Source organism: Nitrospirota bacterium (assembly GCA_016180645.1).
Taxonomy (GTDB): Bacteria; JACPQY01; JACPQY01; order JACPQY01; family JACPQY01; genus JACPAV01.
Window position 1 is genome coordinate 140,520 of sequence record JACPAV010000002.1, and the last position, 22,434, is coordinate 162,953.

20 protein-coding genes are annotated in these 22,434 nt (G+C 61.0%); 9 read left to right on the forward strand and 11 right to left on the reverse strand.

The window, feature by feature from the left end:
* Positions 1-26: 26 nt before the first annotated feature.
* From HYT87_00610 to HYT87_00620, 3 genes are all read left to right on the forward strand, one after another.
* Complete coding sequence (locus HYT87_00610) at positions 27-1,097, forward strand: N-acetylneuraminate synthase family protein (protein MBI2058246.1); 1,071 nt, start codon at positions 27-29, stop codon at positions 1,095-1,097.
* Positions 1,098-1,168: 71 nt separating this feature from the next.
* Entirely contained in the window at positions 1,169-2,095 is a 927-nt protein-coding gene (locus HYT87_00615) for a phosphoglycerate dehydrogenase (GenBank protein ID MBI2058247.1), read from the forward strand.
* Positions 2,092-2,991, forward strand: coding sequence for a glycosyltransferase (locus HYT87_00620; GenBank protein ID MBI2058248.1), 900 nt, complete (start codon positions 2,092-2,094; stop codon positions 2,989-2,991). Before HYT87_00615 ends, HYT87_00620 begins: the two co-directional genes overlap by 4 nt.
* A gap of 58 nt (positions 2,992-3,049) precedes the next feature.
* On the opposite strand, the gene HYT87_00625 is transcribed toward HYT87_00620, so the two are convergent.
* On the reverse strand, positions 3,050-4,042 hold the full coding sequence (locus HYT87_00625) for an SDR family oxidoreductase (protein MBI2058249.1): 993 nt from the start codon (positions 4,040-4,042) through the stop codon (positions 3,050-3,052).
* Between the two features lie 283 nt (positions 4,043-4,325).
* Between HYT87_00625 and HYT87_00630 the strand changes: the two genes are divergently transcribed.
* From HYT87_00630 to HYT87_00655, 6 genes are read left to right on the forward strand one after another with little or no spacing between them, the layout of a single operon-like run.
* Positions 4,326-5,312, forward strand: coding sequence for an NAD-dependent epimerase/dehydratase family protein (locus HYT87_00630; protein MBI2058250.1), 987 nt, complete (start codon positions 4,326-4,328; stop codon positions 5,310-5,312).
* Positions 5,309-6,199, forward strand: coding sequence for an SDR family oxidoreductase (locus HYT87_00635; GenBank protein ID MBI2058251.1), 891 nt, complete (start codon positions 5,309-5,311; stop codon positions 6,197-6,199). The genes HYT87_00630 and HYT87_00635 overlap by 4 nt, the downstream gene beginning before the upstream one ends.
* Entirely contained in the window at positions 6,192-7,235 is a 1,044-nt protein-coding gene (locus HYT87_00640) for a polysaccharide biosynthesis protein (protein ID MBI2058252.1), read from the forward strand. Before HYT87_00635 ends, HYT87_00640 begins: the two co-directional genes overlap by 8 nt.
* Positions 7,232-8,395 carry a UDP-N-acetylglucosamine 2-epimerase (non-hydrolyzing) gene (gene wecB, locus HYT87_00645; GenBank protein ID MBI2058253.1) on the forward strand — a complete coding sequence of 388 codons (1,164 nt, stop codon included), beginning with the start codon at positions 7,232-7,234 and terminating at the stop codon, positions 8,393-8,395. Before HYT87_00640 ends, wecB begins: the two co-directional genes overlap by 4 nt.
* Positions 8,374-9,378 (forward strand): hypothetical protein, encoded by a 1,005-nt coding sequence (locus tag HYT87_00650; protein MBI2058254.1) that lies wholly within the window; start codon positions 8,374-8,376, stop codon positions 9,376-9,378. The genes wecB and HYT87_00650 overlap by 22 nt, the downstream gene beginning before the upstream one ends.
* Positions 9,375-10,880 (forward strand): hypothetical protein, encoded by a 1,506-nt coding sequence (locus HYT87_00655; protein MBI2058255.1) that lies wholly within the window; start codon positions 9,375-9,377, stop codon positions 10,878-10,880. Before HYT87_00650 ends, HYT87_00655 begins: the two co-directional genes overlap by 4 nt.
* A gap of 138 nt (positions 10,881-11,018) precedes the next feature.
* Here the strand turns inward: HYT87_00655 and HYT87_00660 are convergent, their stop codons facing one another.
* The 10 genes from HYT87_00660 to HYT87_00705 all read right to left on the reverse strand — a co-directional run bounded on the left by HYT87_00660 (position 11,019) and on the right by HYT87_00705 (position 22,430).
* Entirely contained in the window at positions 11,019-12,311 is a 1,293-nt protein-coding gene (locus tag HYT87_00660) for a TIGR04372 family glycosyltransferase (GenBank protein ID MBI2058256.1), read from the reverse strand.
* Positions 12,308-12,913 (reverse strand): HAD family hydrolase, encoded by a 606-nt coding sequence (locus HYT87_00665; protein ID MBI2058257.1) that lies wholly within the window; start codon positions 12,911-12,913, stop codon positions 12,308-12,310. Before HYT87_00665 ends, HYT87_00660 begins: the two co-directional genes overlap by 4 nt.
* 84 nt (positions 12,914-12,997) lie before the next feature.
* Complete coding sequence (locus tag HYT87_00670) at positions 12,998-13,873, reverse strand: SDR family oxidoreductase (protein MBI2058258.1); 876 nt, start codon at positions 13,871-13,873, stop codon at positions 12,998-13,000.
* The gene (locus HYT87_00675) at positions 13,866-15,176 is read right to left on the reverse strand and encodes a UDP-glucose/GDP-mannose dehydrogenase family protein (GenBank protein MBI2058259.1); all 1,311 of its coding nucleotides are present in this window, start codon (positions 15,174-15,176) and stop codon (positions 13,866-13,868) included. The genes HYT87_00670 and HYT87_00675 overlap by 8 nt, the downstream gene beginning before the upstream one ends.
* Positions 15,173-16,153, reverse strand: a complete 981-nt coding sequence (locus HYT87_00680) for a Gfo/Idh/MocA family oxidoreductase (GenBank protein MBI2058260.1) — start codon at positions 16,151-16,153, stop codon at positions 15,173-15,175. Before HYT87_00680 ends, HYT87_00675 begins: the two co-directional genes overlap by 4 nt.
* A 77-nt stretch (positions 16,154-16,230) precedes the next feature.
* Positions 16,231-17,859: an adenylyltransferase/cytidyltransferase family protein gene (locus HYT87_00685; protein ID MBI2058261.1), complete on the reverse strand. Its 1,629-nt coding sequence runs from the start codon at positions 17,857-17,859 to the stop codon at positions 16,231-16,233.
* Between the two features lie 12 nt (positions 17,860-17,871).
* Complete coding sequence (locus tag HYT87_00690) at positions 17,872-19,062, reverse strand: DegT/DnrJ/EryC1/StrS family aminotransferase (GenBank protein ID MBI2058262.1); 1,191 nt, start codon at positions 19,060-19,062, stop codon at positions 17,872-17,874.
* 17 nt (positions 19,063-19,079) lie between these two features.
* Positions 19,080-20,243 carry an NAD-dependent epimerase/dehydratase gene (locus tag HYT87_00695; GenBank protein ID MBI2058263.1) on the reverse strand — a complete coding sequence of 388 codons (1,164 nt, stop codon included), beginning with the start codon at positions 20,241-20,243 and terminating at the stop codon, positions 19,080-19,082.
* Complete coding sequence (locus HYT87_00700) at positions 20,140-21,240, reverse strand: peptidoglycan bridge formation glycyltransferase FemA/FemB family protein (protein ID MBI2058264.1); 1,101 nt, start codon at positions 21,238-21,240, stop codon at positions 20,140-20,142. Before HYT87_00700 ends, HYT87_00695 begins: the two co-directional genes overlap by 104 nt.
* On the reverse strand, positions 21,240-22,430 hold the full coding sequence (locus HYT87_00705) for a radical SAM protein (GenBank protein MBI2058265.1): 1,191 nt from the start codon (positions 22,428-22,430) through the stop codon (positions 21,240-21,242). Before HYT87_00705 ends, HYT87_00700 begins: the two co-directional genes overlap by 1 nt.
* Between the last annotated feature and the right edge of the window lie 4 nt (positions 22,431-22,434).

The following is a 22,434-nucleotide window of genomic DNA, read 5'->3' on the forward strand; positions in this document are numbered from 1 at the left end:
CGGATAGATCAACTACAGGATGTAGTATGCCAATCGGGGTCGGAAAAGAAATCAGGATCGGTTCGAGGGTCGTCGGTGATCGGCATCCCTGCTTCATCATTGCGGAGGCCGGCAGCAACCACAACGGAAACCTGGAGCAGGCGTATCGACTGATCGACGTTGCCGCGGAGGCGGGAGCGGATGCCGTGAAGTTCCAGAATTTTCGAGCTGAGAAACTCTATCCGCCCACGGCGGGGGAATCCGACTACCTGAAACGAGAGAAGGGGATCTTCGACATCATCCGCGAGATGGAGATGCCGGATGGGTGGGTGGCACGGCTGGCGGATTACTGCGGAGAGAAGAAGATCTTTTTCCTCTCCACCCCGTTCGATGAAGAGTCGGTCGATCTGATTGATCCTTTCGTGCCCGCATACAAGGTTGCTTCGTGCGAGATGACGCACTATCCCCTGCTTTCGCACATGGTCTCGAAGAAGAAGCCGATCATCATGTCCACGGCCTGCTCCACTTTGGAGGAAGTGGTGGACGCCGTCGGTTTCATTCGAAGCCTCGGGCACGAGGACCTGATCCTGCTCCAGTGCACGGGCAAGTACCCCGCGCCCATGGAGGGGCTGAATCTCCGGTCACTCCCGGCGATGCGCGAAGCCACGGGGTGCTTGGTGGGCTTGTCTGACCATTCGAGAGATCCCCTCGTCGGGCCCGTGGCCGCTGTGGCCCTCGGCGCGTGCGCCGTGGAGAAACATTTCACCCTGAGCAACCGACTCCCCGGTCCCGACCACGGCTTTGCACTCACGCCGGAGGGAGTGGCTGCGATGGTAAAGGCCATTCGGCAGGCCGAGGCGGCGCTGGGCGACGGCCGCAAGATTCACAACGAACTTGAGGAGGAAATCCGACTCTTCGCCCGACGCAGCGTTTTCACGATTCGCGCCATCCGCAAAGGAGAACGGTTCACCCGCGAGAATACGGCCGTCCTCCGAAACGGAAAACACCCCGCGGGACTCCATCCCCGGCAGTACCCCCACCTTCTGGGAAGCACGGCGGCATATCCGCTGAAAGCCTTCGAACCGATTCCGCCGGAGAGCGTCCACAAGGCCGGATGAGAGGCATGTAGTCGATGAATCGCCCACTCGGCGGGGATCCCGGAACCGAGCGGCCTCCGAGGCATAGAGTCTTGGTTTCGGCTCCTCCGCTCATTCAATCGTTGGACGCCTTCAGGGAAGTCTTCGTCCGGCACGGGATCGAGATCGTCGTAGCCCAGGCGCAGCAACGGCTTGGCGAGGCGGAGTTGATTCCACTCGTTCGTGATATTGACGGGACGATCTGTTCCGACGACGAGTACAACGATCGAGTCCTCGAAGCGGCGCCGCGTCTCAAGGTGATATCCAGGTGGGGAACCGGGATGGACTCCATCGACCTGACGAGCGCGGAGCGCCGAGGCATCCGGGTGACGAACGTGCCCGGCGCCTTCACGGAACCGGTCGCCGATACCGTCCTGGCCTTCATGCTCGCCTTCTCCCGACGGATCGTGGAGAGCGACCGCATCGTGCGAAGCGGCTCATGGGAGAAGACTGCATCCCGTTCGCTGGGTGAATGCGCGCTGGGGGTCATCGGGGTCGGCGAGATAGGGAAAGCCGTCATCCGGCGAGCCTCCGCCTTCGGCATGCGTGTGCTGGGCCACGATCCGGTCAGCCCCCCCGCGGACTTTCTCCAGGCCCATCGCGTGAGCATGGTTCCTCTCCAAGATCTTCTCCGGACGGCCGATTTCGCAAGCCTCAACTGTTCTCTGAATCCCACGTCCCACCATCTCATCGGGGACGCCGAACTCCGTCTCATGAAACCGTCGGCCTACCTGATCAACACCTCCCGCGGGCCCGTGGTGGACGAGAACGCCCTGGCCCGCGCCCTCGCCGAAGGAAGGATTGCCGGCGCCGCTCTCGATGTCTTCGAAAACGAGCCCCTGCCCGCCCACAGCCCGCTCCGAAAGTACGACCACTGCTTCCTCGCGCCTCACAATGCCAACGCCAGTCCGGCGGCTTGGCGCATGACGCACGAGCGAGCCATCCTCAACCTCCTCAGCGCACTGGAAGGTGACGCATGAAAGGCGGGAGGGCGCCTGAAGTCACGGTCATCATTCCGGGATACAACTGCGCTCGCTACGTGCGAGAGTGCATCGAAACCATACTGGCCCAAAGCTACAAGAACCTGGAAATCGTATTTGTAGACGACGGCTCGACCGACGACACGCCGAAGGTGGTCCAGTCCTTCAAGGACGCGGTTCGATATTTTCGGAGGGACAGGCCGAGCGGTGGACCTTTCATCCCCCGCAATGTCGCCATTCGCGCGTCCAGAGGTCGGTACATCGCTCTGATCGACGCGGACGACCGCTGGCTCCCTGAGAAGCTGGACCGCCAGATGGAAGTCTTCGGCCAAAACCCGGATCTCGGGCTGGTGTACTCGGACTCGTACTGCTACCGTGAAGGCCGTCGCATCTCTCGATGCTTCGACGTGGCCCCGCCCCACCGAGGCCATGTCTTCCCCGATCTCCTGGTCCGCAACTTTATTCCAGGGCTGACGCCTGTGATTCCCCGATCGGTCTTCGATGCCATCGGACTATTCGATGAACGATTCCGCACCGCGGGTGACTACGAGTATTGGATCCGCGTGTCACGGCACTACCCGGTCGATTTCGTCGGGGCGCCCTTGGCCGAATACAGACTTCATGCCGACAACCTCAGTTGGGTCTACGTGGAACTCCAATACCAGGAAGTGATGACCATCTTTCAGGATCTTCTGCGCGAGCATCCCCGGAGGATCGCGCCCCACAAGGCCGTGATCTTGGAACACTGGCCGAAGTGGCACCGCGCGATGGCGCGTCATCATTTCCGGAAAAGAAAAATGGGCCTTGCCGTTTTATTCTACTCGAAATATGTGTTGAAGATCCTTCCCGGCGGGTCGCCCTCCAATAACATCCGGAGCGCCGCATCGGCAAACTGAAAGTAAGGCGAAAAGAAAGCGGCAGCCCTCAGATTTCCGAACCCCCACACCAAGGTACTCAGGTCGCGCGCAGGGAGTCGAACCAGGATCGGGTCGCTTCCTGGATCTTCTCCGCTGTCCAAACGGGTGCGTCCCGCCAGTCTTCAATTCGTTCCAAGACTCTCCTCACCCCTTCCGCAAAGCTCACCAGCGGTTCCCAACCCAACAACTCTCGAACCCGAGCAATATCCGCATGCGTACAGTCCGGCTCCCCGGGTCTTCGGGGCAGACGGACCTTCGGCCCTCCTCCCAGCAGACCAACCAATTCATTGACACTGTGGCATTGCCCGGTTCCAATATTCAGGGGCACCCCCGAGAGATCCGATTCCGCGGCTTGCAGAAACGCCCGAGCGACATCCGTCACATAGGTGAAATCGCGCGTTTGGGTCCCGTCTCCCACCACTGTGAAGGGCTTGCCGTTCAGCTTCTGGGCCAGGAATACGCCGAAGACCGCGCCATAGGCGCCGGTGGTTCGCGATCTCGGTCCGAAAACGTTAAACAGCCTCAAGGACACGGCCGGCATCTTGTAGACTTCCGCCCAATGGAGAACAATCTCCTCGCCCAGCCACTTGGTCAGGGCGTAGGGGTATCGGGGACGGATGGGCGCCGTTTCCGGCGTAGGGTATGCGTCCGGGATCCCGTAGCACGAGGAGGAAGCCGCGTACAGGAATCGCTTCACCCGCGCAGCCCTCGCCGCCTCCATCACGGCCAGAGTCCCATCCACGTTGGAGTGAAAGTAGGCCGATGGGTTCTCCACCGAGGGCACAATGTCCGCCAATCCCGCCAAATGGAACACCCAATCGACCCCCTTGAAGAGCGGCAGGATCTCGACCGCGGCCGCAATGTCCTTTTCCCACACCCGGACCTTCCCGGCCATTGGATTCTTCCCCAGATTGTCCCGACGACCGGTGCAGAAGTTGTCAAGGACATCGACCTCGTGTCCTGCGGCCAGCAGAGAGTCAACCAAATGGCTCCCGATGAAGCCCCCGCCCCCGGTCACCAGTGTCCGCATGTTAGCCCTATCGATTCGGCTTCCAGTTCAGAGCTTCCCAAGGCTAAAGCGACCTTCGAAAACGTCCGAATACTTGTTTGTTAAGCGCATGAACATTGTTGACAAATACAACATTTTGGACTAACCTTCCATAGGGTACCATATCATGTGTTCTTGTACAGGGACGTACATGTGGAAGTCTTCGCAGGCCCGCCCTCTCTCCCCTGCCGGTCATATCGAGAAAATTGAAGCCCTTTGGGAAGTTCCATGAAGTTTCTTTCATGACCCCCGGTTTCGAGGTGGCGTGACCACATCCGCCCGGCCGTACTCCATCGGAACCGCCTTGGTAACGGGCGCGGCCGGTTTTATCGGCTCGAACCTGGTCCGTCTCCTGTCCCAACATGCCGAGAGGATCATAGCCCTTGACAATCTGTCCACTGGGTACCTGGACAACCTCGATGGAATTCCTCGTGTCAAGTTTGTCCAAGGCGATGTCCGTCATCCGATGACCGTACAGCGGGCTGCGGAGGGAGCCGAAGTGATCTTCCATTTGGCGGCGCAGGTTGGAAATCTCCGTTCTCTGGAGGACCCGGTTGCGGATCTCGACGTGAACGTGATGGGCACGGTCCGTCTGCTGGAAGCGGCCAGGAAGATGAAGATACCGAAATTCATCTACTCCTCCTCAGCGGCGATCTTCGGCGAGCCGGTCCGTTTGCCCATTTCCGAATCCCACCCGCTCGCCCCTCCGACTCCCTATGCGGCATCGAAATTGGCGGGTGAGCAGTACGCCCTGTGCTATTCGCAACTGCATGGAATCGGGGTCGTCTGCCTCCGCTATTTCAACGTCTACGGGCCCCACCAGCGATACGATGCCTACGGAAATGTCATTCCGATCTTCGCGAGACGGATGCACGAAGGTGGGCCGCTGAGGGTGTATGGGAGCGGGAAACAAACCCGTGATTTCGTTCACGTGGCGGACGTAGCTCGGGCCAATCTCCTGGCCGCCGTCACCCCGGGCACCCAGGGTGTTTTCAACATCGGAAGCGGAATTCCCACCACCGTGAACGACCTCGTTCACCTCATCCGATCCCTCTCGGGGTCGGGCTGCGAAGTAGAGTACCATCCCGCCAGGCCGGGGGAAGTCCTGCACAGCGTGAGTGACATTTCCGCCGCGAGGTCGGTCCTCGGCTACAGGCCCCACCTTCCTCTTCGGGAGGGTCTGGCGGACTACTTGGCCTGGTCTGCGCGATGCCAGGAGGGGCAGGACCCGGTGAAGGCGGTCACCGCATGAAAGTGCTGATCCTCGGTGGAGGGGGCATGTTGGGTCACAAGCTCTGGCAGCTTTCCCGGAGCCGGTTCGACACCTATGTGACCGTCCGCCAGAGCTTCGAGGTTTACGCTCCCTACCATCTCCTCGAACCTTCCAAAACGAGGACCCACGTGGACGTGGGCCGGATCGAAACCGTTGCGAAAACGTTGGAGGCCGTCGCACCGGATGTGGTGGTCAACTGCGTGGGGGTGCTCAAGCAACTCCCGGAAGCGCGGGACCCGATCCTCAGCATTCATATTAACGCACTCTTTCCCCATCAACTCGCGGCCCTCTGTTCGAGAGTGGACGCCCGCCTGATCCATGTCAGCACCGATTGTATTTTCTCGGGATCCAGAGGGAACTATTCGGAAGACGATCCCGCCGACCCGGGCGACTTGTACGCCAAAACGAAACACCTCGGCGAGGTGGCGGGACCTTCCGTCCTGACGCTCCGCGCATCCTTCATCGGCCGTCAACTCCACCAGAGCCACGGCCTCGTCGAATGGTTCCTGAGCCACCGCGGGGGCAAGGTCCAGGGATATACGAACGTCATCTTCAACGGCCTGACCACCTTGAGCTTGGGCCGATGCATCGCAGATCTGATCGAGCATCATCCGCGCCTGTCCGGGGTCTACCACGTTTCGTCCGATCCCATTAGCAAGCACGACCTCCTGTGCCTCTTGCGCCGGGCCTACGACCTTCCCATACAGATCGAGCCCGCTCACGATATCCGCGTCAACCGGAGCCTCGACTCCCATCGATTCCAATCCGCCACCGGCTTCTCCTCCCCTTCTTGGGCGGAGATGGTTGAAACGATGGCGTCCGACTCCACGCCCTATGACCTGTGGAGGCAGAGCCTTGCTGCTTGACGAAAAACGCATTCTCGTCACGGGGGGGACCGGTTCATTAGGCCAAGCCCTGGTCCGCCGACTGCTGAGCGGCGAAGTCGGCACTCCGGCGCGTATTACCGTCTTCTCCCGGGACGAAGCCAAACAGCACACCATGCGTTTGGAGTACTTCAGGCGGCAAGCAGCCACGGATGAAATTATTTACGAGAAGGCCCGAGAACTCTTGAGGTTCCATGTGGGCGACGTTCGCGACTACTCGGCCGTGCTGGACGCCGTTCGAGAGTCTGAAGTCATCGTACACGCGGCCGCCATGAAACAAGTTCCAACCTGCGAGTACTTCCCGAACGAAGTCATTCGGACGAACGTGCAAGGCGCCCAAAATGTGGTCCGTTCCATCAAGGAAAACCACACTTCCGTGGAAACGGTCGTCGGCGTTTCAACCGACAAGGCCTGCAAGCCGGTCAATATTATGGGAATGACCAAGGCGCTCCAGGAACGGATCTTGATCCAGGCCAATCTCGATGGTCCCCACACGCGATTCGTCTGTGTGCGCTACGGCAATGTGGTCGGCTCCCGGGGATCCGTGGTGCCCCTTTTCCTCGATCAAATCGAACGAGGGGGACCCGTCTCCATCACCGTCCCGGAGATGACCCGATTCCTTCTCAGCCTGGATCGCGCGGTGACCACGGTTTTCGACGCGTTGCGCTACAGCGAGCCCGGTGACACGCTGATTCCCAAGCTCCCAGCGGCCCGGGTCACACAGATAGCCGAGACCCTGATCGACGGAAGGGACATCCCCGTGGTCCATATGGGCATCCGTCCGGGTGAAAAGGTGCACGAGATCCTCATCTCCGAGGAGGAGCGCCACCGAGCAAGCGATCGGAACGAATACTACGTCATCGAGCCCGTTCTGCCTGAACTCCGTCCGAAGTCCGTCCGACCCCCCGCCCTGCGCGCCGAATATTCCTCCCAAGACGTGACTCTGGACGGGAACGGGCTGCGCGCGCTTCTGGCCCCTTACCTGCCGCCCCGAAAGGCCTTCGGCCTGGTCGCATGAGAATCATGACCGTTTTCGGGACGCGTCCCGAAATCATCCGTCTAAGTCTCATTATCCAACGCCTGGACGCTCTGTGCGAGCAAACCCTGGTGCACACCGGGCAGAACTTCGATCCGAACCTGAGCGACGTCTTTTTCCGCGAGCTCGGCCTGCGGCAGCCCGACGTCCATCTCGACGTGCAGACCGGTGATTTCGCCGATCAAGTCGGCCAGATCCTCAGTCGAGTGGGGAAGAGCATGACGCAGGTCAATCCGGATCGCGTGCTGATACTCGGCGACACGAACAGCGGTCTTGCAGCCATCGTCGCCGCCCGGCTAGGAATTCCCGTCTTTCACTTGGAAGCCGGCAACCGATGCTACGACGACCGGGTGCCCGAGGAAATCAATCGTCGCATCATCGACCACTCGAGCAGCATCCTCATGCCCTACACCCATCGCAGCAAGGAAAATCTCCTGCGGGAGGGCATCGATCGCGACCGCATTTTCGTGGTCGGCAACCCCATCTATGAGGTGCTCCAGACCTACGGAGACAGGGCTCAGCCTGACATCGTCCTCAAGCGGCTCGGATTGAACCGGGGCGGCTACTTCTTGGTCACGCTCCACCGCGCGGAGAACGTGAATGACGCGTCCCGCCTGGCGAACATGCTCGACGGGCTGCGCCGGCTTCATGAAAGTTGGGAGGCACCGATCGTCGTCAGCTTGCATCCTCATACGGCCGACCGAATGAGTCGGTACGGATTGCAAACGGATTCGAACGGCATCCGACTGCTCAAGCCGCTCGGCTTCCTCGATTTCGTCGGACTGGAACGCAACAGCAGGTGCGTGCTCACCGACAGCGGCACCGTACAGGAAGAATGCTGCATCCTCGGAATACCCAACGTCACCCTCCGGGACGTCACCGAGAGGCCGGAAACCATCGAGTGTGGGAGCAACATTCTGACCGGCTCAGACCCGGACGCCATCGTCCGAGCGACGTCGGTGGCGCTCCGCTCGCCGGCCGCTTGGCCCGTTCCGTCCGAATATACCACCCCCCAAGCCTCATTCACCGTTGCCAAGATTGTTCTGGGCTACCACCGGGCGGCGCAGGTCTCCGGCGCCCCGGCCTCGTTCGAGCCTCCGAGCAGTGAAGCGTTCGGCTCATGCGCATCGTCTTCCTCCTAGCCGACAGCTCCGGTCCTTTCTCGGAGACGATGCTGGGGTCCGCCCAGATCCTGACCGAGGCGGGCCTGGCGGAGGCCGTCGAAATCGGATATGAGTCCAGCTTCAAGCATCCCTACTATCGCAGCCTTGAAGATCCCGAGGAGTACCGGGATGCCCTTCGGAGACTCGAGGAGGCGGACGTCCTGCTCTGTTCACCCACCCTTCCCGAGAACCTCCCTCCTTTCGGCCCGAGGAAGTGGTCGGAACTCCTGGTCGGGAAGCGCCTGGGTCTCTGCGTTATCGACTACTTTGATCTGACCGCACAACTCATCTCGAAGGAGCAGGCCAAAGAATTTGTCGGAAGGGGCGGTTTCGTCTGCCAAATTCATTCCTCTACGCCCGGCATCGATCTCATCGACCCCGCGCGTCGCCTCACGTACCCGATCCTTTGGCCGGACCCTCTCCGAGGGCGTCCGGATCTCCAGTCGCTGTTGGACCGTTCCCCAAACGAGGGCCCCGTCGTCATCGCCACCATCGGGTTGGATCCCCTCCGGCGCGGACACTGGACATTGGACGGGCCCATCCAGAGAATCCAGGCCGACGGCATCGCCGTGGACCGGACTCGGCTGTTCGGCGTTCCCATATCCAAGATCTTCCCCCAACTCCTGCAGTGCGATCTTCTCTTCGACCGACTGACCGCGAACCACTACCTACCGACTTCGACCGTCTATCTGACCGCCTTCGGCAGGCCCATGCTCATGTCCCACCCGAGCGAGAACCTCATAAACATCATGAAGACCCAGAGTGCGGATTGGCACCCGTGGATCGCCTTTGAACCAGGCGGCCTTGAGAGTGTCCTTCGTGACCTGGTCCGGGATGCGCGGAAACGGGAAGAGATTGGCCGACGCACTCGGAAGTGGTTTCAGGATTTTGTGTGCGGAGGCGCGGGGATGCACGCCTTTGTGGCCGGCTTGGGAAGAATGCCCGTCTACGAACCGCGATGAATCTGGCCGTTCTTCTGACCGCTCCACCCCCAGGCAAGGGCAGCAAAGAAGTTGCAGCCTCCCTGCGGTCGCTGACCCTCGGCTCGGAAAACGGCGCATCCATCCGAGTGAGAAAGATCCTGTTCGCCGCTGGAAACGCCCTCCGACCGAAGCCGTCCGACGCCGTGGCGGTGGAGTGCGACTCCCTGCTTCAAGATTTCGAACTGCCCGCATCGTGCAGCCGCCTGTGGGAGAACCTATCTGCCGTGCCGGACATCGATCTCTTCCTGGTCCTCCAAGCGGGCCAGACCCTCGTCCCGTACTGGCGGGACCAACTTCCAGCCTCGTCAGGCCGACTCCCCGAGGCGGACGCCCTGACCGGCGTCTATTTCGTTCGACACCCAGGACTCGGACAGAGAGTCGTGGGTCAACGGCCCGCTACGCTGCCCTTCCCTCCAATCACAGAGAAAGGGGAATGTCTCCCCTTCTTCCTGACCCGAAAAGGCCTCCGGCGCCTTCAGACGACACCGCACCCCTCCGATCATCATCCTCTGTTCGCCCCCTGCTATCACAGGCGCATCCTCTGGGGCCGGATGGGAACCCTGCCCATCGGATTCGTTTTCTGGAACGGGCCTCTCGAGGTTTTCGGCCGGCTTTCGGCGGGGAGGTCCGCCGACGACCAGCTCAATCGAATCATCCGATCGGGCGTCCGACACTTCATCGGCAAGAATCCCGCACGGGCTCACAAGACCTTCCTGCAAACCAACGGGGTGTTCAAGTACGGCCGGCGGGAGAAATTGCACCCCTACGGATGGATCTTCGAGAAGTTTCACCACAATCTCCATCGAGCGCACACTGAGATGGACTTGGGAAATTGGGAGGAAGCGCACCATCTGTTTTCATCGGGACTGGTCACGTGCGGCATGCTTCAGCATTGCGTGGAGGTGGTTGAGACATTCGATCTCTGCTTGCGCGTCCGCGGTTGGACCGATATGGCCATAGCCTTTCGTGAGGAATATTTCTTTCGGCTCCCGCTCGTTGTCCGCCGGTATCCGATCGACCACTTCCCACGGCTGAGCGTGACATCCCTTCCACACCCGTTCGTCCTCCAGGGCCAGATCCGTGACATGCTGAGGCATGCGGGAAGCCTGGCGGCCCTTACGAAACACCTTGTCAGAACGGTCCATCGGTTGCCGGAGCCGCGGAGGCATCAGATTGCATTTCGTTGCGCCGGATCCGAAGCCAAGCGACTGCTGGAATCCACGGGGAACGTCATCCCGGCGGACGTTCCCATCGGGGATTCAAATGAGGCAAAACGGTCGGACACGATTTGCGGGCATCCCGTCCTTTCCCCCGAAGAAGCCCTGGCCCACAATCCGAGTCTGATCGTCTACCTTACCCCCGGGCTGCCGAACGATTTGGCGGCAGAAATCGTCCGAAATCTGAAGGCCGGAAGACAGGTCTGGCACCCCCTGCTCGTCGACTGTTCCGAGGCCCTTCGCCCCCGAAAGCCGCTCCGCTAAGTACCCGAACGGAAGTCTTTGGAGATGCTCACCCCGTTCGCGGAGCCTGAAGGCTCCGCTTCGGATAGGACGATTTGTAGCAGAGCCTTTAGGCTCTGCAAGTGGATGTGCACAAAGGATCCGCCGCCGTTCCGAGACTCACCGAAGCAACTCCGCATTTTCTCTGAGAAAGGTCGTGCCGATTCGCGCGGGGTGATCCCGACAGGGATGACCGGCCGGGAAGATCGCGCGGAAGGACCTGCGGAGATCTTCCTCCTGTTCGGTGGTTCTCCAGGCGCCGTCCAGTCGGTCGATCATCTCTTGAACCACGGCCAAGATCTCCTCCGGGGTATTCTGGACCACCTCGACCCCTGCCTTGACGTAGTCTTGGGTGTACTGCCAGTTATCGGCGCCCAGACGCACCATCTCTCGAAAGGTCAGAAACCGCTTTTCCATGATGGACCAAAGTTTCTTCGGAACGAACAGGTCCTTCGAACCCACCGGTACGAATCGCAAGGGAACCACGTTCGTCTTGACGGTGGGCACATTGAAAATGTAGGAGATGCAGATGATACCCGACTCACTGCCCAGGAAAAACCGGCATTTGGCGGCGAGGTAGATATCTCCGAAATCGGTCCGCCCGCGGTTGGCGTAGTCGAAAACATGCTCTTGGCCCGGCGGCAGGGAACCTTCGACCACGTAGCCGACCCGAATCGCCTGATGCCCTTTCCCCGTCAGAAACTTCGCCGCAGGAAAGAAGTGGCTCAAGTCACAGTCTCGGTAGTCGTGGTAGCTCCACTCCGCGCGAGACTTGTACGGATGGATCTTGTCCAGGTACGCCTTGTCGCGAGCGTGGACACAGACAAAGGGGACATCGGGAGCCGCTCCCATGTTCGCCAGCGTCTCTCTCCCTCGTCTTTCTTCCTCCGCGGTGAACGAAAGCTGGGGGACGGACCCGTGGAACTCGTGCAACCAACTGTCAAAAGGCCTGAAATGATCAACCCAGCCGTTCCATGATCGGAACGGGGAAAGCAGCGGATCGTGTCGCATCGCCTCGTACACTTGAACGAGGAAGGGGCTCTCCACGACAGGCAGCTTTCGCTTGATCATGGCCAACAACTGGCGGTTGGAAGGCTCACGGGTCACGAAGACGTAGCGGCCCCTGTTCCATTCCTTTCCCGAAGCTTTCCTTCTTAGGAAGAGCTCCGTCACCGTTGCGAAGGGGCCGATCCTGCCCGAAGGGATTTTGCCGATTCTCAAGTCCACGAACCATCGTACCGCGCTGAACCCCAGTCGGCCCACCAGGCCCACCGCCAAGTACAGCGGGCGCATGGGGGGCCAGAGGCCACAGCGCCAGCAAGCCCTGCGAATCCTCCACAGAAGGGACGGCGGTTGAGCCGCCTTGAACGCCTGATATCCCCTGCGGATGCTCCCGAGCGGAAATCGGCTCATGGTGTGCTCTCGGATCGAGAGGGAAACGGGACTCCCGCCGCAGGGCGGCCACCCGCTCCTGCTTTCACCGGGGGCGACAAGTCGGCTACTCTCAAGATGTGGTCGACCGCCGCGGAGAGGTCCGGAACATGACGATCCGCCCCAAGGGCGCCGCTATAGTCCCGCTCGATGAGAACTGTAGTGCAACCGGCCGAACGCCCCGCGCCGATATCTCTCCATCGATCGCCGATGAGGAAAGACCGGCGGCAATCAAGATCCCAGCAGCGCGCAGCCTGATGGAGAAGACCCGGTCGGGGCTTGTGACAGACACATCCCTGCGACGGTTCATGCGGGCACACATAGATACCGTCAACGGACAACTCCTTTTCCAGTCGGCGGTGCATCTGATGGAGAATTTCCGGGTCCAGCTCGCCTCTTGCGAGTTCCGGCTGGTTCGTGACCACCAGGGCGAGAAATCCCGCTCGCCGGATTCGGGCCACTTCTTCCTTCGCGCCGGCCACCAGAACAAACTCTTCCAGCGTCAACGGGGCGGAAGGCCGGCCCCGCCGAAAAACGGGCTCAATCAGCACCCCGTCCCGGTCAAAGAACACCGCTCTTTTCATGATATTCGATGAAAGGGGGCCGTCATGCCTCATTCGCGGCCGGCGGTCGGACGTTCCCTCGTGTTCGGACCATCGTGGCCGCGCTCAGGAACGACCGTTCAGGAGGTTGAGCCGCCGGCGCACATTCTCATCAGGCAGGCTGGAGAGATCGAGTCGTCGCATGGAGTAGATCTCCGACTTGTTGATTTCCGGAATCAGAGTCGAAAACTCCGGACTGGCCCAGGGGTCATGACGCGCGCTGATGGTTTTTCCCGTCAATCCCCGCGCCTGTTCCGATAGAAGGTACCGGACGCATTCAACCGGAACCTGCATCGGAACCGACCCCTCACGCAGTTTCTTTTCCGTTTCGTCGTACTGCGGGCCGGCCCGCTCCCGCCCTGCCCGCAAAGTGCGTTCGTGAATTTCCGTGGCCACGAATCCCGGGGCCACGGCATTGACGGCGATGCCCCTGGGCGCCAGCTCCGCCGCCACGTTCTCCGTCAGGCGGATGACGGCCGCTTTCGAGGCCGCGTAGGCGCTGTAGTTGGGGAAGGGATGGAAGGCCCCCCCCCCGGAGAAGTTGATGATCCGCGGCGATCTCTCCCGAACCATGAGAGGAACCGTGTGTTTGATCATGAAGAAGGTCCCGAAGAGATTGACTTCAAATGTTCTCGTCCACTCCTCCGATTCCACCGAAATCGCCGGGCCGATGGCCCCGAACCCGCCCGCGCAATTGATCAGCGCGTCCACCCAGGCCGTGTGTTTTCGGATCTCCTCCGCGAGGGTCTTGACCTGCGGCTCGCGCGAGACGTCACAGACAAAAGCCGTGGTACCGGGGAGGCCCCGGACGACCTCCTCCAACCGATTCACCCGCCGCGCGCACAGGTAGAGGACGTGGCCGTCGGCGGCCAGCGACCGGGCAAGCGCCGCGCCAATTCCGGAACTTGCGCCGGCGATCACGATGTGACGGCGATCAGACACGCCCCTCACCCATCGCAATCAACTCAAATCCGTTCCGCCGCGCCTCGGCCCGCTTGAGAATCCCCACGCAGTCGATGATGAGCCGGCGTCGCATCCTCCGGCCGACGGCGGCATAGTCGGTGGCGACAAACTCATCCCAATCACAGGTCACCAGCAGGCAGTCCGCTCCTTCAACAACACCCAAAGCATCACGCTCAACCGCCAGGCCTTCGAAACCGCCGGGAAGGCCCGCCACCGGATCGTATACTCGAAGTTCCGCCCGGCCTTGTAAATCATGGAGAACCCGGACGGCAAAAGAATTCCGCGTCGATTGGGTATTCTTCTTGTAAGCCAAACCCCATACGCCGATCTTGGGAGGGGAGGCGTGCGGAAAGACGCGCGCGCTCAATTGCCTGTGTACCCACCGATATCGATCCCGATTGTGGTCCAGGATGCAGCGAACCAGGCCCGTTTCGACTCCGTTCTCCCGGCTCGCGGTTTCCAGTCGGGACAGATCCCGTTCGATATTCCCTCCGGCAATGCCGAGACTCGGTCGAAGGTAGGCGTGGGGGCCGATCCGACGGTCGGATCTGAGAACCGCGATGACGTCCTGCATGCTGGCTCCCGTCGCCTCGCAAAGGTCTGCCATGTGATTGGAAAAAGTGACCGAAAGGGCGAGGAAGTAGTTGACGGCCGCCTTCGACAACTCGGCGCTTTCGTAGGACATGACTTGGACCGGGCAAGCGAAGTGCGACACAATGGATTGCAACCGCTGAGGCAACGCCTCATCGGGGTGCTCACAACCCAAGAGGACCCGTTCCGGACGGAGACTCCGTTCCACAGCTTGTCCGATTACCAAAGTCTCCACCCAATTGAACAGTTCAAAGGTGAGACCGGGTCTGGACGCGCAAATGGTATCCTTGAGTTCACGCGTGTAGCCCGTGGGAACCTGACTCATCAGAAGAAGCAGGGTTCCGTCGGCAAGTTGAGGGATGACCTTGACCACCAGTTCATCAAGTTTGGAGAGGGCCGAATGGGAATCGGGGCCGCTCCCGGTGTCCAGGGAGAGAACGACCGTCCCGCAACTCTGGATGGACTCGAAGGCGGAGAGAAGGGGAAACCTCTCCCGGCTCTTGTCCCACAATTCCTGAAGGCCCGGTTCATGAATCGGGAATCGCCCCGCCTTGAGATCCGAGATGAGGTCCGCGTCTGAATCGACGGCCACGATGCTCATTTCCAAAGACGACCAGCAGACAGACGAGACCAGGCCCAAATGAGAAAGCCCCACGAAGGCAATCCGCTCTTCTGCGCGAGCTCGCGTCATTCGGTCTCCCGGCATTCTGCGAAGCGCGCAGCCTGCTCGGCCAGACGATGGAGGCTCGACGAGATGCGCCAGTCGCCGTCCAGGCTGGTGTGGCCCTCCTGCACGCGCCGCTCGAACTCCTTGATATCCAGTTCCCAAGTCGGATCCTCCATTTCGATCCTGTCCGTCGTCTCGACCGGCCTGCCGCTGGGGAGGACCCGACGGTGAAGCTCGAACGTCGCGGCCCCCCATTTGGTCAACCCCGCCGCATGGAGGGAACCCTTTTCCCCGTAGACGTCCACGCGGAATGTGTTTTTCCACATGATGTTCGCGCATTCGAAGAAAAATCTCCGGTCCGGCGTCGCAAAGAGACAGTAGTCGTATGCCTTGGATTCCAACCTGCGGGCGTCCACCAAGCGGAACCGTGTGTCCTGGATTCCGAACAAATAGCCGGCCAGATCGATCAGATGAGACCCGAGGTCTTCGATCACTCCGTAGCCCGACTCCCGCCAGGTGCCCAACCAGTTCCGAACCGTCCCGTTCCCGTACTGTATCCGCGCGTGGTAGATCTCTCCCAACGTGGATTCGTCCAACTTTCGTTTGAGCAGCCGGATGTGCGGCTCAAAGCGATGGTTGTAGGAGGTGTACCATACGCAGCCGGACTGGGAGGCCAGGGCCGCTGTGGAGCGTGCGATTTCCAAATCCGGAAACACCAGCGGTTTTTCCACAAGCACATGCTTCCTCCTCGCCAGGCATTCCCGAAGAAGCTTCAGCTTCTCTCCGTTCGGAACGCAGAGGATCACCGCATCGTATCCGGCGTCCGGCGCCTGCTCGATTCCTCGGTGGTCCGCCTCCCGATTTTCCGGGTCCACGGTCGCCACGCATGCGCGGCCGAGAATTCGACGCCGCTTCCCGCCCAAATGGCCCAACCCAACCAGAAGATATCTCAGCCGGAACGGGTTCAGATGGACCTCCGCCGGACCGGCGCGATTCCCCAACCGGTTCGCTCCCGTACGGGGTTCCCCTGGGGCGGAATTCACAAGGCTCCTCTGCTCCCCGACCACCCCTGAGCGGGCTACAGCGGCTGGGCCGCGCGGGGCTTGGGCATGCCCGCTTCAAGGCTGCCCGGTGGCGCCAAGGGCGCCGGTTTTCGCCGCGCGCTCCTGCGCGCCCCCCAGCCGGCCATCTCCTGGGCCGATTGGAGCCTGGCCATGACGCCGGGCGTATCGATCGGAATATTGCCTTCCTGTTCACAAGCCACCGCGGCCGCCAAGCTCCCCAGGATGGCGGCCTGAACGATATCGCCCGTTCGCGCCAACACCAGGCTGGCCGTGGCGAGCAGGGCATCGCCCGCGCCCACGGCGTCCACCAAGCGCTCCACAAAGGTGTCAAGGTGAAAGAAACTGCGTGGACTGCTTTTCGGGCTGCGATAGGCCAGGATTCCACGCGCCCCCAATTTCAGAAGTACGAATCGGGCCCGGGCGGCCGTCATGAGTCGCTGGGCGAGGGATCGCACACCCGAATCTTGGTCGCCCAGGGCGAACCGGGCCTCGTGCTCATTGGGCGTGATGAGGTCGAACCCCTTGAAGTCGAGGATGTTTCCCCATCGGCTGCTCACTTGGCTGTCTGCCACTTTCAACGATCCGGGCGGAATGGCCTCCGTGAGTATCTTCACCGAGTCGCTGTGGAAGAGGCCGTGTCGGAAATCGCTGAACACAACCAAGTCCGAGGGAAGATTCCGAATGAAACCCTGGATGACCTCGATTTGTCTGGCGGCCAACGGGCTGTTGTCCAGGGTATCCACCTGAAGCAGTTTGTAGTTTCCCGCCCAAAAACGCTCTTTCAGGATGGTCGGCCGATGGGACTCTCGAACCGCGTTGACGTGGACGCCCGAGGATTTCAGGTCTTCCATCGCCATTTCGGCGAGCGAATCCTCCCCCAGAACGGTCGTAAGCGTCACCTCCGCTCCCAAGCTCCGGAGGTGCTTCGCGACAATACCCGCCCCCCCGACGAACGTCTTGGATTGCTCCAATCGAACGCTGAAGGTCGGAGTCTTCGTGGCAGGGCCAAGGAGAGCGCAGTAAGAGTACTTGTCCACGATGGTGTCCCCTACGACGTGAACGTTCACGCCGGCCAAACTTTCCAGAGTCTTGCGGAGCCGCCCAAACGCGACCCCCTCGGCCTCCATGAGGGTGCCCAGCTTCTCCAATGTCAGGCGGGGCTTGTGTTGCGCCAGAATTTTTGTCGATGAATAGACGACGTCTCCCGGGGAGAAGATGAACTTCCCCCCATAGCTCGATACCACCTCGATCTCCTTTTGGGTCTTGGGATGCACGCCGGCCGCGGAGTATTCGTACCCCTTGACAAAACAATCGGGCTGGAGACTCCTGATGTTTTCCAGCGGCTCCGGACGAAAATCCACGATCACATAATCGACAACCTCCAACGCAGCGAGATTGGCGGCGCGCAACTCGTGCGGAACGTAGGGCCGGCCTTCACCTTTGTCGATGAATTCGTCCGAAGTCACGCTTGCAACCAAAATATCCCCGTGGGTCTTGGCGTAGAGCAGGTGACGGATATGTCCGGGGTGAACGATGTCGAAGGCGCCGTGACACATCACCACCGTCTGCGTCCGAGGACGGGGACCGATGACGGCACGCAGTTCCTCGACGGTCTTGATCTTGTGCTTGTATGGGTCGAACATGATGGCCTCCTCTCAACGGGGCGGTTGTTCCGGCTGACGGCCGCTTGCGTCCACCGCTCGGGACCGGGCCTTTCGGCCCGGCATCCCAACGGCGGAACGCGATCCACGGTAGAATCGACGAATTCGGGCGACCACGGTTTCTCTCTCTTCCATGGTCAGTTCCGGGAAGATGGGGAGACTCAGGATCCGCCCGGACAACGCCTCCGTCAGGGGCAGATCCCCGGGACGGTAGCCGAGTTCACGGGCAGCTTCTTGCAGATGAGTGGGAATCGGATAATGGATGCGCGTCTCGACGCCGGTCCGGGAAAGGTGCTCGCGAAGGGCATCGCGTCGGTCGGCCTGAACCATGAACGTCTGGTAAACGGCGAATTCGTGGTCTCGGTCCGCCGGGACCTTGACGACGTCCGACAGTACTTCCCGGTAGTAGGATGCCAATCGCCGACGTTCCTCGATCCATCCATCCAGTCGCCGCAACTTGATCCTCAGCCATGCCGCTTGGACCGTATCGAGCCGGCTGTTCACGCTCCAGAATTCGCATTCTCCAGGGCTTCGCAGTCCGTGATTTCTCCCCTTCACCAAGAACCGATAGAGGGCCTCGTCATGGGTCGTCACGATCCCCCCGTCCCCGCAGGCGCCCAGGTTCTTGAGCGGATGCAGGCTGAAACAACCGACCGTTCCGATGGAGCCGACCCGCCTGTCGCCCAGCCGGGCGCCGACGGCCTGCGCCGCGTCTTCAACCACGAAAAGCCCATACTCCCGGGCCACGGCCATGACGGCGTTCATGTCCACCGGTCGACCGGTGAGGTGCACCGGCAGGATAGCCCGAGTCCGGGTTGTGATCGCCTTCACAACGGCCTCAGGATCGATGTTGAAGTCGTCCCGGACGTCCACAAAGACCGGCCTGGCGCCGACCCGCACGATGGCGGCCACGGGCGCCATGAAGGAATTGGCGACCGTGATCACCTCATCCCCCGCACCAATGCCCAGTCCCCGGAGGGCGAGAATGAGGGCGTCCGTCCCGTTTCCGACGCCGACCGCATAGCGAGTCCCGCAGTAGGCGGCGAACTCCGCCTCGAAAGCGGAGACTTCCTCTCCGAGAATGGAATCGCCGCGTGAAAGAACTCCGTCTGCCGCAGCCCATAGCTCGGCCCGCAAGGGACCGTGCTGTCTTGCCAGATCAATGAAAGGGACCCTGCCCCCCATCTTGCTTGAAGCCATGCTCAGGACAGGCGGACTTCCTTCATCCGCCGCACGTTGTAGTACCGGCTGTCATCCAGCGATCCGGGGAAAGATCCATGGCTGAAAGCCCGACAGAGGTCCATCACGGCGTCTCGAACCGAGCGTTTAGGTCTGAAGCCCAGTTCACGCGCGATCTTCTCGGAAGAGACCTGGTACGACCGGATGTCGTCGGAGGGCACCGTTTCAACTTGGATGTCCCCCCGTTCCGGGACGACTTCCCGAACGACCGAGCGGACCCTCTCGGCGATCTCCGCGATGGTGTAGACTTCCGTGCCCACATTGAACACTTTGCCCGCAATGCGCTCGCCCGGCTCTTCGAGCAGGCGGAGGTACAGATCCACCATGTCCTCCATGTGGATATTCGGTCTCTTCTGCATCCCGCCAAACACGGTCATCCGTCCTTTTCGAACGGCGTGATTCGTCAGCAGGTTGACGGTCAGGTCGAAACGTTGGCGAGGAGAGCAGCCGCACACCGTTGAAGGCCGGATGACGACCACGGTGAAGTCCCGCGACTGCTCGTCCAACAGGAGCGGCTCGCACAGTCCCTTGTATCGGTTGTAGTCCGTAACAGGCAGGAGGGGATGTTCCTCCGTGACCGCCTCCGCCTCGCTCACCCCGTATACACTCGCGGTGGAGGCGTAGATGAAACGGCGAATTCCGTTCTCCTTGCTGGCCCGAACGAGCGGCCCGAAGGCATCATAGTTGATGGAGCGGCTGAGCGTCGGATTCAATTCGAAACTCGGATCGTTCGAGATGCAGGCCAGATGAATGACCGCGTCACATCCCCGGACCGTTTCCACCAGGAGATCGCGATCTCTTATGTCACCTCGGATTTCAACCAGACGGGGATCGCTCCTCACGCCCTCGAGCGACTCCCTCCCGTAGAGGTAGAGATCCAGGACTCGGACGCCGTATCCCAGCGCCAAGAGCCTGGCGACCAGCACACTTCCGACGTAGCCCGCTCCCCCCGTAATGAGGACCGTTTGCCTCCTCCCGGACGGCTGCGGATGTTCTGGATGGCCGGTCGATTGCTCCACGAGACTAGGCCCGGTAGGCAGGGAAGAAATCCCCGGTCGGCGCCCCGACCTTTGGTGGGTGCTCAGCCGCCCACTCCTCTTCAAGTCGCGCGTACGCCACCGGATCATGGATTCTCTCCCCGATGAAGTAGTCCACCCGGGTTCGCGCAAACTTGCTTTTGAAGCGGAGCAAACCGTCCTGGTCCGCGGCCGCTCCTCCCAGATGAAGCCATTCTTTGCCCGCCTCCGCCATCTCCGACGCCGCCGTAAACATCAGAAGCTCACCCGGACACAAAGGGTTCACCCCCTCCAGAGTCCCCGCCAAGTGGTAGTGGACATATTTGTCGCCATGGAGGAAGAGCGCGGCGGACAACACCCTCCCGCCCTCGTCTCTGGCGAAATAGAGAGAGACCCAACGATCATCGAGGCCGCCCAAGCGGGAGAAGTAGTCGGAAGAGAAGTAGTAGAAGGATTTCGCCCTGCGGCGTTCCATCGTCCCCCAGTAGATGCCGCAGAAAATGGAAAGGTTGGGGCCGGTCATCGGAACGCGTGTCACCTGGATGCCCCGCCGCTGGGCGATCCTCACGTCCCGCCGCGCCGATTTCGCAAATCCGTTCAGGATCCCGTCCGGTCCTTTCCGAAGATCGATCACAGGATGCGGTGATGGACCGCGCAGGTCGAAGTATCCGTTCCAGTCTTCGTGATTGCGGAGCAGCGGATGGAACCGGACGAATTCACTCACGATACCCTCCGCCTCGCAGAACTCCGAGAAATCGCGCCGAAAATCCGACCGCACATCGCTCACGTCCATCGGAGTTTCAGCGTAGGCCACCGGTCCGCCGTACTCGAAGGGACTCGTGAGATCGAACTGGGGCCTGGGAGAGGAGCCGCCCAGCGGCAATCCTTTCAAAGGACGGAGAACAAAAGGGTGGATGACGAGGCCCTGCGCATGCCGGTAGAGACAAAGCGTGATGCGTCCTCCGTCATGATCCGCCGTTGCAGCCAGGTAAGAGATCTCGTAGTAGACGTCCCCTGCCTTTCGAACGGCGCGCTCCCACTCCTCCTGGAAGGGAGGACGGCCCGTGCCTCCGTCCAAGAAATGAACTCGAAGAGTAGCGCGGGACATCAGATGAGAACGTGGTGTAGGTTGGGATCAGGGTTCGTAATCTGGTGAAGGATGACGTTCGTTTCATCCAGGAAACAGCCGGCGGGGCATTTCCGTTTCAGATCGATTTTCCGGGCCACGTCCTGCCGCCGTTTCGACTCCCAGATCTTGTCCATGGAATCCTCGTAGATGTTGCCGATGACAAACTCGGGATCCCCACCGTGATCGATGCAGAGGTATACGTTGCCGTCCGGTTCCATCATCGGCACCAGAGGGTGGGCCCGGCACCGGTCGTAGCGCTCCGCTCCGTTGAATTGCTTCACATACGCCCGACGGATTTGATCTACCTTTACGTGCACTTCGAACCGCTCGGTTTGGTAGCGAGACTGGATGTCCAGCAGCCGCGACACCATGGCCGCCGCTTGCTCCTCTCGCGCGTCCTCCGTGGAATGAAGGTCCATGGAAGAAACCGTGATGTGCTCGTTGCTCCGGTTGCGCTGGAGCGATTTGAAGACCACGTAGTCGACACCCACCTCGCCGAACAGGGCGGCGAATCCCTCGAAATCCTCCTCGGTGAGGGGCGAGCAGATCATCTGGCAGCCGATGTGAGGGTAGAGGCTGCCGCGTCGGCGCTTCTCTTCGACGAGATGGCGGATATTGCGCAGGACCCGATCGAAATCCGCCCGGCCCCTCCCGTTGGAATTCGCGGCCGCGTGCCAGCGCGAATGCAGGGATTTCGAGGCGGCATCCACGCTGAACCGGACGGCCACGGCCCCCGCAAAGAGGGATGGGAAGAACTTGTCCGTGAGATGTTCCCCGTTCGTGAACAACATGTATCGAAGGCCCAGGTCGCTCGCCGCGTCGAGCATGGTCCTGGCCGAGGGGTGCAGGAGGGGCTCCCCTTGACCTGCGATGGTCAGGCCCTGGGTCCCCCCCGCGGCGAGGATCTTGACGTTTCGGATCCAGACGTCAGGCTGGATGATCAGTTCATCCTTCGCCTTGAGGGACGGCGTCTTGCGGGTCGTGTACGCCGAACTGCACCAGGCGCAACTGTGATTGCAGTAGGTGGTAAAGCCCGTGCTGACGCTGACCGGCCAACAGTCGCCTGTCTTCACAAGGGAGGCCACAGCCTCCGGGTGATAGAAAATCTTTCTTCGGTCATACCTTGACAGGCAGAACGCCGTCGCGTCCTCCGTCGTGGGTCGGCGCATCTCC